The 12,374-nt window shown below is 64.7% G+C and carries 10 protein-coding genes; 5 read left to right on the forward strand and 5 right to left on the reverse strand.

All coding sequences use genetic code 11. The features are described from left to right. Positions 1-11 precede the first annotated feature (11 nt). From AC1DXS_RS12955 to AC1DXS_RS12965, 3 genes are all read left to right on the forward strand, one after another. A complete protein-coding gene (locus AC1DXS_RS12955) occupies positions 12-677 on the forward strand; it encodes a PspA/IM30 family protein (protein ID WP_477737896.1) in 666 nt (221 codons plus the stop codon). Positions 678-687: 10 nt separating this feature from the next. After that, positions 688-1,308 carry a YqiJ family protein gene (locus AC1DXS_RS12960; protein WP_477737897.1) on the forward strand — a complete coding sequence of 207 codons (621 nt, stop codon included), beginning with the start codon at positions 688-690 and terminating at the stop codon, positions 1,306-1,308. Positions 1,309-1,394: 86 nt separating this feature from the next. Further along, positions 1,395-3,125 (forward strand): flotillin family protein, encoded by a 1,731-nt coding sequence (locus AC1DXS_RS12965; RefSeq protein WP_477737919.1) that lies wholly within the window; start codon positions 1,395-1,397, stop codon positions 3,123-3,125. An 88-nt stretch (positions 3,126-3,213) separates the two neighbouring features. Here the strand turns inward: AC1DXS_RS12965 and AC1DXS_RS12970 are convergent, their stop codons facing one another. Further along, positions 3,214-4,665, reverse strand: coding sequence for an N-acyl-D-amino-acid deacylase family protein (locus tag AC1DXS_RS12970; protein ID WP_477737898.1), 1,452 nt, complete (start codon positions 4,663-4,665; stop codon positions 3,214-3,216). Beyond that, on the reverse strand, positions 4,665-5,591 hold the full coding sequence (locus AC1DXS_RS12975; RefSeq protein ID WP_477737899.1) for a Bug family tripartite tricarboxylate transporter substrate binding protein: 927 nt from the start codon (positions 5,589-5,591) through the stop codon (positions 4,665-4,667). Before AC1DXS_RS12975 ends, AC1DXS_RS12970 begins: the two co-directional genes overlap by 1 nt. Before the next feature lie 182 nt (positions 5,592-5,773). Here AC1DXS_RS12975 and AC1DXS_RS12980 point away from each other — a divergent pair, with 182 nt between their 5' ends. Next, a complete protein-coding gene (locus tag AC1DXS_RS12980; RefSeq protein ID WP_477737900.1) occupies positions 5,774-6,646 on the forward strand; it encodes a LysR substrate-binding domain-containing protein in 873 nt (290 codons plus the stop codon). Between the two features lie 9 nt (positions 6,647-6,655). Here the strand turns inward: AC1DXS_RS12980 and AC1DXS_RS12985 are convergent, their stop codons facing one another. From AC1DXS_RS12985 to AC1DXS_RS12995, 3 genes are all read right to left on the reverse strand, one after another. After that, positions 6,656-7,852, reverse strand: a complete 1,197-nt coding sequence (locus AC1DXS_RS12985; protein WP_477737901.1) for an FAD-dependent monooxygenase — start codon at positions 7,850-7,852, stop codon at positions 6,656-6,658. 70 nt (positions 7,853-7,922) lie between these two features. Continuing rightward, a complete protein-coding gene (locus AC1DXS_RS12990; protein WP_477737902.1) occupies positions 7,923-10,814 on the reverse strand; it encodes an aconitate hydratase in 2,892 nt (963 codons plus the stop codon). 115 nt (positions 10,815-10,929) lie between these two features. Further along, a complete protein-coding gene (locus AC1DXS_RS12995; protein WP_477737903.1) occupies positions 10,930-11,343 on the reverse strand; it encodes a hypothetical protein in 414 nt (137 codons plus the stop codon). A 159-nt stretch (positions 11,344-11,502) separates the two neighbouring features. Between AC1DXS_RS12995 and AC1DXS_RS13000 the strand changes: the two genes are divergently transcribed. Further along, positions 11,503-12,345: a helix-turn-helix domain-containing protein gene (locus AC1DXS_RS13000; protein ID WP_477737920.1), complete on the forward strand. Its 843-nt coding sequence runs from the start codon at positions 11,503-11,505 to the stop codon at positions 12,343-12,345. Positions 12,346-12,374 lie beyond the last annotated feature (29 nt).

A 12,374-nucleotide genomic window follows, 5' to 3' on the forward strand; every position in this document is an offset into this window, starting at 1 on the left:
AGGGAGGTTTTATGGCCGATAGCTTACGTACCCGGGTTACCCGCGTGATCACCGGCGGTGCCCATGCCCTGCTCGACAAAATAGAAGATGCCGCGCCTGTCGCCGTGCTCGAACAATCGGTGCGCGAAGTCGAGCAGGTCACTGACGAGGTCAGGGCCGAACTGGGGCGCATCGTCGCGAACCGGCACCTCGCCCAGCAGCAGCACCTGCAGCTCAACAAGGAGCACGACGCCTTGTCGGCCTCCGTGACCACGGCGATTGCAGAGAATCGCGAAGATCTGGCCAAACAGGCCATCGCCCGGCAGCTTGACATAGAAGCCCAGTTGCCCATCCTCGAGACCAGCCTCAGTGAGATGGGCCAGCAGGACAAGGAGTTGTCCGGTTTCGTGGATGCATTGATGGGCAAGAAGCGCGAGATGGAAAAAACCATCCAGGACTTCGAGGCATCGCGCCGCCTCGCCGAAACCAGCAACCTGCGCAAAAACCCCGCCGCCACCGCCGAAGCCAGGATGAACTCCGCCCAGTCGGCATTTGACCGCACCTTCCGGCGCCACACCGGCCTGAACGGTGCCGGTAGCGGCGGCCTGGAGCAGGCGGCCAAGCTCAACGAACTCAACCAGCTGGCGCGCGACAACAAGATCAGCGAGCGACTGGCTGAGCTCAAGGCGAGCCATTGAGGCCGCCGCGATGATCATCTTCACCGCACCCGAAACCTGGCCCTTTGGCGCTTCGCTGGCCGTGATGGTCGGTTTGGGCATTGTGGAAGGCGCCGGGCTGATGTTGGCGCACAGCCCCTCGCACATACTCGACAACTTGTTGCCCGAGATGCCGGACGGCGTCGACGGTCCGCTGGGCTGGCTGCATGTAGGCAAAGTCCCTCTGCTTGTGCTGCTGATACTGTTCCTGGCCGGCTTCTCGGTCTCGGGCTACGTGATCCAGTCGGCGGCCCACGGCCTTGCCGGTACGCTGCTTCCCGCATGGCTGGCCGGCATTCCGGCTTTCCTCGCGGGGATTTCCACCGTCAGCGGTGTAGGCGGCTTGCTGGCCAGAATCATCCCCGGCGACGAAACCAGCGCGGTCAGCGAACAGACCTTGATAGGCCGCGCCGGTGTCATCGTCAGCGGCCATGCGCGCGACGGCGTGGCGGCCGAAGCCAAGGTCCGCGATGCGAATGGCCGTGCGCACTATGTCATGGTCGAACCGGACATCGCCGAGCAGACGCTGGACGAAGGCACAGCCATCGTGCTGGTGCGCAAAGCCGGTGCCCGCTTCAAGTGCATACGCAACCCGCATCCCGAGCTTTTGTGAGTCCCGTTAAAGAACTTTGAATCGAATGGCGAGCCGGCTTGATCGGCCGCAGAAAACAACAACCGGAGGAGTAAATCGTGATCGACATGCTTATCAACATAGCGGTTCCCGCAGCGCTGGTATTTTTCCCACTGCTGCTCATCGGGATCGTCTTCGCGCGGCTCTACCACCGCGCCACCAAGGAAACCGCTTTTGTGCGCACCGGGCTCGGCGGCCAGAAGGTCATCATGGACGGCGGCGCCATCGTGCTGCCGATCTTTCATGAAACCATTCCCGTGAACATGAACACGCTCAAGCTCGAAGTTTCGCGCCGTGAAGAGCAGAGCCTGATCGCGCTGGACCGCATGCGCGTGGACGTGGCCGCGGCCTTCTTCGTGCGTGTCAAGCAGACCGCTGAATCCGTGAGCACGGCGGCCCAGACCCTGGGGCGCAAAACCATGGAACCGGCGGCGCTCAAAGTCTTGGTGGAAGACAAATTCGTTGACGCCTTGCGTGCCACCGCGGCAACCATGTCGATGCGCGAGCTGCAGGACAAGCGCCGCGAGTTTGTCCAGGCCGTGCAAAACGCCGTGGCCGAAGATCTCGAGAAAAACGGCCTCGAACTCGAATCGGTCTCGCTCACGAGCATGGACCAGACCGCCAAGGAGTTCTTCAACCCCAGCAATGCCTTTGATGCCGAGGGCTTGACGCGCTTGACCGAGGAAACCGAAAGCCGCCGCAAACAGCGCAACGACATCGAACAGGACACGGAAGTCCAGGTGCGCACCAAGAACCTGGAAGCCGAGCGCCTGAAGCTGACCATCTCCAAAGAGCAGGAATTCGCGACCCTCACCCAGCAACAGGAAATCTCCAACGCCAAGGCCGACCAGACCACCGCTATCGCCAAGATCGAAGCCGAGCGCCAGCGTGAAGCCGAAGAAGTCCGCATCAACGCAGACCGCCTGGTGAAGGAACGGCGTATCGAAGCCGACCGCACCGTCAACAGCGCCGAAATCGACAAAAACCTTTCGGTGCAAAAGAAGCAGATCGAAGCCGACCGCGAAACCAAAGTCAAGCAAGCGGAGCAGCGCCAGTCGATCGAGCTGGCCAACCAGACCGCCGCGATCGCCATCGCCCAAAAGTCCCAGGAACAGTCGCAGGCCGACGCCGCCGCCAACACCGCGCGCGCGGATGCCGTGAAATCCGAAGAGCTTGTGAATACCGCGCGCGAAGTGGCGATCGCCGAACGCGGCAAGTCGATCCAGCTGATCGACGCCGCGCGAGAGGCGGAGCAACAGGCAATCTCGGTGACGGTGGCGGCTACAGCCGAGCGTGAGGCCGCGGAAAATCGCGCGCTCGCACTGAAGGTCGAGGCTGACGCCAAGCGCGCCGCAGCCCTGGCCGAAGCCGAAGGTATCACCGCGATCAACGAAGCAAAAAACCGGCTTGGTGCGGCACAGATTGACCTCGAAGTGAGGCTGCAGCTGATCCGCGCACTGCCGCTGATCATCCAGCAGTCGGTCAAACCGCTCGAGAAGATCGAGTCAATCCGCCTGTTTCAGGTCAACGGCATGCCGATGGGCAACGGGGCGGGCGGCGCGGCCCAGGCCGGCGGTTCCGGCGGCGCCGGCACCCTGCCGGAGCAGGTCGTCAACTCAGCGCTGCAGTACCAAGTCGCCAAACCCATCGTCGATGCAATCATGAAAGACGCCGGACTTGCCAACCCCTCGCTGACAGGGATTGCCGAATCCGTGGCCTCAATGGTCGCCATGCCCTCCGTCATACCCGCAGTGGTGACACCGGCGCCTGCCCAGGACAAGGCGCACCCAGAAAGCTGAGAGCACCTGGAGTCACGAAAAAGCGCACTCGGGCGTTTTGTTTTGCCTTGGCGCAAACGCGCTGCGGCACTTGACCGCAAGACGCCGTTCACAATGTCGGTGCGGCGCCAGGGCCATACAACACCGACCCCGCGCCGGCGCTCACGGTGTGCCCGTCCCGGCATGCCAGTCGTCCATTGACGAAGACAGCGTCGATGCCTGAACTCACTTCCGTGGGATGCGAATAGCTGGCATTGGCCGTAATGCGATGCTCGTCAAAGACGACGATGTCGGCGTGATGGCCCACTGCCAGCGTTCCCCTGCCTGCCAGGCCGAAGCGGCGCGCGCTGAGGCCGGTCATCTTGTGGATCGCCGTCTCCAGGGAAAACAACTTCCTGTCGCGCACGTAGTGCCCCAGCACGCGGGGAAACGTTCCCCACAAACGAGGGTGCGGACGCACATCGTGCGCCAGGCCGTCCGAGCCGACCATGGCCATCGGATGGCTGAGGATGCGGCTTACATCGTCCTCGCTCATGGCGAAGTAGATTGCGCCGGCGGGCTGCAAGGCGCGCGCCATGTCCTCTTCAGACTGGCCGCGCTCGCGAGCCAGTTCCCGGAGCGAGCGCCCCGCAGCAGCGGGATCGACTTGCGACCAGGTCACCAACACATCGCTGGACTGCTTGACGCGGGACGGCAGCAGCATGGTGGACGATGCGCTGTAAGGGTAGCAGTCGAAGCACACAGGCTGATTCAGGGCAGCCTCCTCCAGCATCCTGAGCGTCTGCACAGACCGGCCGTGGTTGGCCATCCCGACCAGCTTGTGGTGGGACAGGACCGTATCCACGCCCAGCCGCCCGCCGATGTACAGCGCTTCCCGCAGGGCCTCGTCAATGGCATCGCCCTCGTCCCGGATATGCATGGCCACGATACCGCCGACCGCCTTGAGCGGGGCGCCCACGGTGATGACTTCCTGCGCTGTGGCGGCTCGCGCGGGGGGATAGTAAAGGCCGGTGGACAAGCCGATGGCGCCGGAGGCCAGCGCCTCTGCGAGATCCTCCGCCATTGCAGCGGACTCCAACGGCGTAGCGGGCCTCTCAAGGTTATCCATGCGCCTGACGCGAAGGGTCGAGTGGCCGACCAGGCAGGCCACATTGACGGCCAGCTCGCTGCCGGCCAATGCGTCCATGTATGCGCCAAAGGTCGCGTAGTGCCAGCCGTCGCTGCCCAGGATATCCAGCGGCGCGGGCGGATTTCGGGTTTGAAGCGGGGCCAGGCTGACGCCGCAATTGCCGGCGACGACCGTCGTCACCCCTTGTGAGAGTTTGGGGTGCGCGCCGACAGTGGGCATGAGCAGCAGCCTGTCATCGTGGGTATGCACGTCGATAAACCCCGGCGCGACGATACGGTCGCGCGCGTCCACCCGCTGCCCGGCAGGCTGCGCCGAAAGGTCGCCGATGGCGGCAATGCGCCCGGCGGCCACGCCGATGTCCGCCCGCCGCCGCGCCGCGCCCGTGCCGTCGACAAGGTCGCCGCCTTCGATGATGAGATCGTATGCCGGCATCAATCCACCTTCACACCGGCGCGTTTGACGACTTCCGCCCAGAGACGGGTCTCGCGCATGGCGCGATCAAAAAGCCGGTCGGGCGGGCCGATGGTGGTCTCAAAAGAAATGGCCGCATAACGTTCATTGACGAGCGCATTGCCCAGCACCTTGTTGATCTCGGTGTTCAGGCGGTTGACGATATCGCGGGGCGTGCCGGCCGGCGCGACGATGCCGCCCCAGGCCGTGGTTTCATAGCCCTTGACGGAGTCCCCGATGGTCGGAACCTCGGGAAAAAGCGGGCTGCGCGCGCGGCCCGATACACCCAGCACCTTGACGCGGCCGTTCTTGATATGCGGCGCGATGGATGAGAGGTTGTCAAACATCAGGTCGACCTGGCCGCCCATCAGGTCCTGAATCGCCTGCGGGCTGCCGCGGTAAGGCACGTGGGTCATGAAAGTGCCCGTCATGCTCTTGAACAGTTCGCCGCCGAGGTGGCCTGTGGTGCCGTTGCCAGGCGAGGCCATGGTGAGTTGGCCGGGACGCGATTTGGCAAGCTTGATCAGTTCACCGACGCTGTTCACCCCAAGGTCCGGGCGCACCACCAGGGCGTTCTGCACATAACCGATCAGCGCCACGGGCATCAGCTGCTTGTCGGGGTCATAGGGCAGCCTGGCGAAGAGGGATTTGTTGATCGCCAGGGTTCCCACGTTGCCGTAGCCCAGCGTATAGCCGTCGGGCGCGGCACGAACCACTTCCTGCATGCCGATGTTGCCGCTGGCGCCGGGCTTGTTGTCAATGACAAAAGCCTGGCCCAGCGTTTTCTGCAGCTCGGCAGTGAGGATGCGGCAAATATTGTCCGGCGAGCCGCCCGCGGCCGAGGGCACCACCAGCCGTATCGGCCGGTCAGGCCAGGCCGCGCGGGCCAGCAGGGGTGACGAGGCCATGGCAACGGCGCCGAGTTTGAGAACATTCCGTCGAGTGGCTTTCAATCCGGTCATAAGGCACCTTGGCGTTAATCAATGAGATAAACAAATGATGCTTTGACACGCCCAAAGCTACAAACGACAATTTCTCCGTCTTTCATGATATTTACTCATGCATCACCATGCTGCGCCCGCCATCAACCATGTCACTTCTTTGCCTGGAAGCAAGCGCAAGATTGCGCTCCTTCACCGCGGCGGCGCAAGAGCTGCACCTGACCCAGGGCGCTGTCAGCCGGCAAATCCTGGCACTGGAAGCACGCCTTGACCTCACGCTGTTTGTGCGCCGCCGTGACGCCCTCGTGCTGACGGAAGCGGGCCGGTTTTATGTGGAAGAAACCAGCGCGGTGTTGCAGCGGCTCGAACGCGCCACAGCCAACGTCATGGCGCTCAAAGGGCGCGGTGGTTTGCTGACCCTCTCGGTAGGCGCCTCCCTGGGCAGCTACTGGTTGATTCCGCGCCTGCCCGACTTCACCCGCGCGCACACTGAGATCACACTCAATTTCGCCACCCGCGTGGGCTCCGTGGATTTCAAGAGCATGGCGGTTGACGCGTCGCTTGAGTTCGGCGACGGAAAGCGCCCGGGTGTCCACAATGACTTCGTCCTGCCGCTGGCCATGGCGCCTTACGCCGCACCGGCATGGATTGCCAAAAACGGCAAGGCCTTGTCCGCAAAAAAGACGCCCTCTTTCGCCCTGGTGCAGCACACGACGGTTCCGGATGCCTGGGAACAATGGTTCAACCAGAACGGCCTGCCGATGCCGGAAGGCGAGAAAGGGCCGCGCTACGAGCTGATGTCAATGGCGCTCAATGCCGCCGTCGCGGGGCTGGGCGCAGTGCTGCTGCCGGAGTTCATGGCCGGTGATGCGGTGGCGCAAGGGCGCCTGTGCCGGCTGTCCAGGAAGACATGGGTATCGGGCAAGGCCTACTACCTGGTGTACCCGGAGGAGTCCTCAAGCCTGGAGCCCTTGAAAATCTTCCGAAGCTGGCTGCTGCGGCAGGCCGGAACCAGCGAATAACGGGCGCCGTCACCTGGCCGAGGCCACCCCGCCATACAACCACGGCATATCCAGGAGTTTCTCACCCAGCAGCTTCATGGAGGCATCCCGCCCCCAGCGCAGCAAGCCGTCGGCATGGAATATCTGCCCATTGCGCAGCGCCCTCGCCTGCACACGCGCATTGCGCTGCCAGCGATTGAGCGCATAGCGCTGCAGCATGGTGGGCACGTCCAGGGCCGGGTCCAGCGCCTGCGCTAACGCGTGGCCAAGTTCAGCGGCGTCTTCGATCGCCATGCCGGCGCCTTGCGCCAGGTAAGGCCGCATGGGGTGGGCGGCATCGCCCAGCAAGGCCACGCGACCCACGGCGTGCTGGTGGGYGCCCTGCATGGGTGCGCGGTCGTGCAACACCCACAGGCGCCAGCCTTCAATAGCCGGCATCACTTCGCGCAGCGCGGAACAGCAGCCGACCGTCGCTGCGGTCAGGTCCGCGGCATTGGCGCTGTGATCCCAGAGGTCGGCTTCAGCGGCAACCTCGCCGTGCACGATGGCCACCACGTTGAGCGACTCGCCGCCGCGCACCGGGTACTGCACCACGTGCATGCGCGGCCCCAGCCAGGCGGTGACCTGCTGGCTGCGGAGTTGCTCCGGCAAATCGGACTGCTTTGCAAGAGCGCGATAAGCCAGGTGGCCGGTGCGGCGCGGCAGGCCGTCGCCTAATAGCTCCTGGCGCACAGTGCTCCACAAACCATCGGCGCCTATGAGGGCATCACCCTCAATGCCGGGGCCGTCGTCGGCCTGCACCGTCACGGCCTGCGTGGTCTGGCTGAAGGACTGCAGCGGGCGGCTCAGGTGCAGCTTGACGTCGGCGTTTTGCTGCACGGCCTCCAGCAGCAGGCGATGTAGATCGGCGCGGTGCAAGGTGGCATAGGGTGCACCATAGCGCTGGGCGATGGTGGCACCCAGCGGCAACTCGCCCAGCACCTGGCCCGAAATGGCGCTGCGCACCTGCAGGCGTTCAGGAAACGCGGCCACGATCTGCAAGGCGCCGGCCAGGCCCCAGCGCTGCAGCACCTTGACCACATTGGGGCCGAGCTGAATGCCCGCGCCGACCTCACTGAACGCGTTTGCGCGTTCAAACAGGCGAACGTCCCAGCCAGCCCGCGTTGCAGCCACCGCAGCGGCAAGCCCGCCGATGCCGCCGCCAGCGATAAGAGCCTGCCGCAGCATCAAGCCAACAGCTGCCGAAGCACCTCGCCACGCGGCCGCGTGGCGATTTCCAATGAAGTGCCTTTCGTGCTCATGCAGCCAACAGCTGCCTGAGCACAAAAGGCAAAATGCCGCCGTTGCGGTAGTAATCGACCTCGATGGGCGTGTCCACACGAAGGATCACGGTGACTTCCTCGCGCGAACCGTCGGCGCGCGTGATGACCAGCTTGGCCTCGCTTTGCGGCTTGAGTTCGGGGTGCGGAATCACGTCGATGACTTCGGTACCGGTGAGCTTGAGGCCTTGCCAGGAGTCGCCGGGTTTGAACTGCAGGGGCAGCACGCCCATGCCGACCAGGTTGCTGCGGTGAATGCGCTCGAAGCTGCGCGCCACCACGGCCTTGATGCCCAGCAGCTGCGTGCCCTTGGCGGCCCAGTCGCGCGAGGAGCCCGTGCCGTATTCCTCGCCGGCAAAAATCACCGTGGGCGTGCCTTGCTCGATGTACTTCATGGCGGCGTCGTAGATGAACATCTTCTCGCCGCCTGGCTGGAACAGCGTCACGCCGCCCTCTTCGCGCGAGCCGTCCGCGCCGGGCGGAATCATGAGGTTCTTGATGCGCACGTTGGCGAAAGTGCCGCGCATCATCACGTCGTGGTTGCCGCGCCGCGCGCCGTAGCTGTTGAAGTCGGCCTTCTGCACGCCGTTTTCCTGCAGCCACAGGCCCGCGGGCGAGCTCGCCTTGATGGAGCCGGCCGGCGAGATGTGGTCGGTGGTGATGGAGTCACCGAACAGCGCCATGATGCGCGCGCCCTTGACCGACACGCTGCCGGCCTGACCGGCGTCCATCGCGAAGTCCTTGAAGAAGGGCGGCTCGGCAATGTAGGTGCTCGCGGGCCAGGTGTACGCGTTGCCCTTGACGCCCTTGATGTTTTCCCAGAGCTTGCCGGGCTCGGTCTTCACTTTCGCGTAGTTGGCGCGGAAGGCCTTGCCGTTCATCGCGTACTTCATGAGCTTGTAGATTTCGTCGCTGCTCGGCCAGATGTCGCCGAGGTAAACGTCCTTGCCACCCTTGCCTTTGCCCACGGGCTCGGTCATCAGGTCGCGCATCACCGTGCCGGCGATCGCGTAAGCCACCACCAGCGGCGGGCTGGCCAGGAAGTTGGCCTTGAGGTTGGGGTGGATACGCGCCTCGAAGTTGCGGTTGCCTGAGAGCACGGCCGCACACACGAGGTCGCTCTTGCTGATGGCTTCGTTGAGCTCGGGTGTCAGGTCGCCGGCATTGCCGATGCAGGTGGTGCAACCGTAACCGGCCAGCGCGAAGCCCAGTTTTTCAAGGTAGGGCAGCAAACCGGTTTCGGTGAGGTACTCGGTCACGATGCGCGAACCGGGCGCGAGCGAGGTCTTGATGTGCGGCTGCACTTTCAGGCCGGCTTCCACCGCTTTTTTGGCCAGCAGGCCCGCGGCCAGCAGCACACTGGGGTTGGAGGTGTTGGTGCAACTCGTGATGGCGGCGATCAGCACGTCGCCGTTGCCCACCGTGATGCCGGGCGAGGAGTGCACCACCTCAACTTGCGCGGCGGCGGGGGCATCGGTGGTGTTGCTGGCACGCGCGTGCGCCAGCGTGGGCCGGTTGCCCTCCATCTCCATCACGGGGCGTGCGGCGCCCGCCGGGGTTGGCGGCGCGGACGGCAGCGTGTCCTGGCGGCCTTCATCGGTGCGCCGCACCAGGTGGCGCGTGTTAAGCATGCCGGCGGGCTGGTTAAACCCGTTCTCGGCGATGGGTTTGCTGAACAGCGACCTGAACTGGCCGGCGACATTGCCGAGCTCGATGCGGTCCTGCGGGCGCTTGGGACCGGCCAGGCTGGGGGTGACGTCGCCCAGGTCAAGCCTGACCACATGCGAGTAATCAATCTCACCGGCCTTGGCCACGCCGAACAGGCCCTGCGCCTTGAAGTAGGCTTCGAAGGCTTCTATCTCTTCCTTGGTACGGCCGGTGCCCTTGAAGTAATCGATGGTTTTTTCATCGACCGGGAAGAAGCCCATGGTGGCGCCGTACTCGGGCGCCATATTGCCTATGGTGGCGCGGTCCGGCAGGGCCAGCGTGCGCGTGCCTTCGCCGAAGAATTCAACGAACTTGCCGACCACCTTTTCCTTGCGCAGCTGCTCGGTCACGCGCAGCACCAGGTCGGTGGCGGTGACGCCTTCGCGCAGGCGGCCGGTCAGCTCGAAGCCGACCACGTCGGGCGTGAGGAAGTAAACCGGCTGGCCCAGCATGGCCGCCTCGGCCTCGATGCCGCCGCAGCCCCACGCGACCACGCCGATACCATTGATCATGGTGGTGTGGCTGTCGGTGCCGACCAGCGAGTCGGGGTAGTAGACGTTGTCCGGCGTCTTGTGCACGCCGCGCGAGAGGTATTCCAGGTTGACCTGGTGCACGATGCCGAAGCCCGGGGGCACGACGCCGAAGGTGTCGAAGGCCTGCATGCCCCACTTCATGAACTCGTAGCGCTCGCGGTTGCGCTGGAATTCGAGCTTCATGTTGAGGTCGATGGAGTTTTTCTTGCCGTAGTAGTCGACCATGATGGAGTGGTCGACCACCAGGTCCACGGGCACCAGCGGCTCGATGGCTTTGGGGTTCTTGCCCAGCTTGAGCGCCACACTGCGCATGGCGGCCAGGTCGGCCAGCAGCGGCACGCCGGTGAAGTCCTGCAGCACCACACGCGAAACGACAAAGGGAATTTCTTCGCTGCGCTCGGCCTGGGGCAGCCAGTTGGCCAGTTGGCTTACATGGTCGGCCGTGACCTTCTTGCCGTCGCAGTTGCGCAGCACCGATTCGAGCACGATGCGCATGGACACCGGCAGGCGGGAGATTTTGGGAAATTGTTTGGCGAGCTCCGGCAGGGAGTAAAACTTGCCGGTTTTGCCGGAGGCGGTCTTGAAGCTTTTGAGCGTGGACGAAAAAGCGTGGGCAAGCGGTTTGGCCATGGGCGGACTCCTTTTTATTGACGGCAGCCCCCATTCTGGCAGGGGCCGGGCCGCCATGGGTGCCCGCGGCCGCATACCCTGCCCGCCTACCGAGTCTTGCGCCCTGCCCCGGCCGTCACCAGGCGGGCGCCGGCGCGGCCCGGCGCAGGCCGAAGTACTGCAGTTCCGCCAGCACCGCCACCGTCAGCGCCTGCATCACCACATAGGCCACACCGGCCGCGGAGGGCGATACCGACCCGCCGGCCAGCAACAGCACGCAGGCCAGCGCCCAGCCCAGGTTGCCGGCCACCAGTGCCCAGACGATGGCGCGCGGTAAAGGATTACGCGTTGAAACAAACGCAACAACGGCCGCATAAACCAGCAGAAACTCACCGGTGTAGGCAATGAGCCCTTCAGGCAGGTTCAAGAGGCGGGCCATCGCGGCCGGAAATGCGACCTGCAGCGCGCCGCAGGCAATGCACGACAGCGCGTCCACACGCAGCACATTGCGCAGGAAGTTCGGGGAGGAAAGGATGGAACTCGAGGACATGGCAAAACTCCTGAAATGGCAGCCGGTGATGTGGATCAGCGATCAGCGCGCCGGGCCGCCGGGTCGGTGCGCATGGAGGTCATCATTCCTGCGCAGCGGCGCCTGGTCGATGACCTGGCAGGTAATGGGAAAACCCCCACATGGCTTTACGATGGCCCCATGAACGCCAGCACCCACTCCCCCAGCCGCCCGGCGCCGCGCAGCGCGCCCCAGCCTTTCGGCGACCACCTGCGCCACTGGCGCCAGCACCGGCGCCTCAGCCAGCTGGACCTGGCCCATGAGGCCGACATCTCGACGCGCCACCTGAGTTTTGTGGAAACCGGCCGCTCGGTGCCCAGCCGCGAGATGGTGCTGCGGCTGTCGGAGCGGCTGGACATTCCGCTGCGCGAGCGCAATGTGCTGCTGGTGGCTGCCGGCTACGCGCCCATGTACCGCGAAAGGCCGCTGGCCGACCCGGCCCTGGACTCGGCGCGCCGGGCGGTTGAGCTGATTTTGAAGAGCCACGAACCGTGTCCTGCGCTGGCGGTAGACCGCCACTGGAACCTGGTAGCGGCCAACGCCATGGTGCCGCACCTGCTGGCAGGCGCCGACCCCTCCCTGCTGCAGCCGGGCCAGACCAATGTGCTGCGGCTGAGCCTGCACCCGAAAGGCCTGGCGCACGCCATCGTCAACATCGCACAGTGGCGCAGCCATATCTTTGAACGGCTGCGCCAGCAGGTCACGGCCACGGCCGACCCCGGGCTGACGGCGCTGCTGGAGGAACTGCGCGCCTACCCCTTGCCGCCGGGTGCCGAAGACACGCACCTCGACGGAGAGCACCTGGGTGTGGCGATGCCGCTGCAGTTTCGCACGCCGGCCGGTGTGCTCAGCTTCATCAGCACCACCACGGTGTTCGGGACGCCGGTGGACGTGACCCTGCAGGAACTGGCGATGGAGACTTTTTTCCCGGCGGACGAAGCCACCCTCCAGATGTTGCAGGGCTTGAGGAACCAGAAACCCTGAACGCCATGTCGCCCGCGTGATTGGCAAGC

Source organism: Polaromonas sp. P3_B1, from assembly GCF_056402935.1.

Bases quoted from the DNA above. Each gene is read 5' to 3' on its own strand.
- AC1DXS_RS12955 (WP_477737896.1), top strand. From the start codon at position 12: ATGGCCGATAGCTTACGTACCCGGGTTACCCGCGTGATCACCGGCGGT.
- AC1DXS_RS12960 (WP_477737897.1), top strand. From the start codon at position 688: ATGATCATCTTCACCGCACCCGAAACCTGGCCCTTTGGCGCTTCGCTG.
- AC1DXS_RS12965 (WP_477737919.1), top strand. From the start codon at position 1,395: ATGCTTATCAACATAGCGGTTCCCGCAGCGCTGGTATTTTTCCCACTG.
- AC1DXS_RS12970 (WP_477737898.1), bottom strand. From the start codon at position 4,665: ATGCCGGCATACGATCTCATCATCGAAGGCGGCGACCTTGTCGACGGC.
- AC1DXS_RS12975 (WP_477737899.1), bottom strand. From the start codon at position 5,591: ATGGCCTCGTCACCCCTGCTGGCCCGCGCGGCCTGGCCTGACCGGCCG.
- AC1DXS_RS12980 (WP_477737900.1), top strand. From the start codon at position 5,774: ATGTCACTTCTTTGCCTGGAAGCAAGCGCAAGATTGCGCTCCTTCACC.
- AC1DXS_RS12990 (WP_477737902.1), bottom strand. From the start codon at position 10,814: ATGGCCAAACCGCTTGCCCACGCTTTTTCGTCCACGCTCAAAAGCTTC.
- AC1DXS_RS12995 (WP_477737903.1), bottom strand. From the start codon at position 11,343: ATGTCCTCGAGTTCCATCCTTTCCTCCCCGAACTTCCTGCGCAATGTG.
- AC1DXS_RS13000 (WP_477737920.1), top strand. From the start codon at position 11,503: ATGAACGCCAGCACCCACTCCCCCAGCCGCCCGGCGCCGCGCAGCGCG.